Origin of the sequence: Streptomyces sp. 8L, assembly GCF_020176795.1 — a bacterium.
GTDB lineage: Bacteria > Actinomycetota > Actinomycetes > Streptomycetales > Streptomycetaceae > Streptomyces.
Window position 1 is genome coordinate 1 of sequence record NZ_JAIUKE010000109.1, and the last position, 826, is coordinate 826.

Here is an 826-nt window from a genome sequence, read left to right on the forward strand (position 1 = left end):
CCGCCGCCGGCCCCCCCCCCCCCCGCGGCGGGGGGCCGCCGGGACGCGCCCGCCGGCCGGCGCGCCCCCCCGGCCGCCCGCCCCCCCCCGCCCGGCCCCGGGGGGGCCCGGCCCCCCGGCCCCCCCCGGGGGGGGGGGGGGGCCCCCCCGGCCCCGGGGGCCGCCCCGCGTGGCACGGTCAGATCGACGGAGCCGTTGGTCGTCGCCGCGTTCACCGAGCCGGGCGCGTGTGCGCAGCCGAGCACCACGTCGCCGTTGACGGTGGACGCGGTCAGGCTCGCCGCCGCCAGGCCCGTGGCGCGCACCGAGCCGTTGCGGGTGGCGAGCGCGACCGACGCGCCGGAGGCCCCGACGCCCGTGCCCGTCACATCGCCGTTGACCGTCGACAGGCTCAGACTGCCGGTCAGCCCCGCCACGTCGATGCCCGCGTCGCGCGCGGCGACCGTCACCGGCAGACCGGCGGGCACCTCGACGGTCGGCGTCCGCGCGCAGGGCCCGCTGCCGGGACACGTCAGATCGAGCACCCATACGCCGTCGTGGTGCGACCAGTGGCCGTCGGCCGCGCCGTGCACACTCGTCCTGCCGTCGGCCGCGGGCCTCAGCCGCACCCCGTTGGCGGTCCTGACGACGAGCCGGTCCGATGGCGCGGGCGACGGGGAGCCGCCCGGTACGGAGGGAGCGACCGAGGCGCCCGGCGCCCGCGCGTCCCCGTGCCCCGGCCGGGCCACCGCGGGCCCGCCGCCCCCGCCGCATCCCGTCAGCGTCACCGCCAGCGCCGCGCAGAGCCCGCCGACTGCCGCGCCTGTTCCGTGGAGCCGTCTCATGC

The 826-nt window shown here is 82.2% G+C and carries 1 protein-coding gene; it reads right to left on the reverse strand.

Features of this window, described 5'->3' with window-relative positions:
- On the reverse strand, positions 1-826 hold an 826-nt coding region (locus tag LCE31_RS11275), incomplete at both ends, for a DUF4097 family beta strand repeat-containing protein (protein ID WP_225014048.1).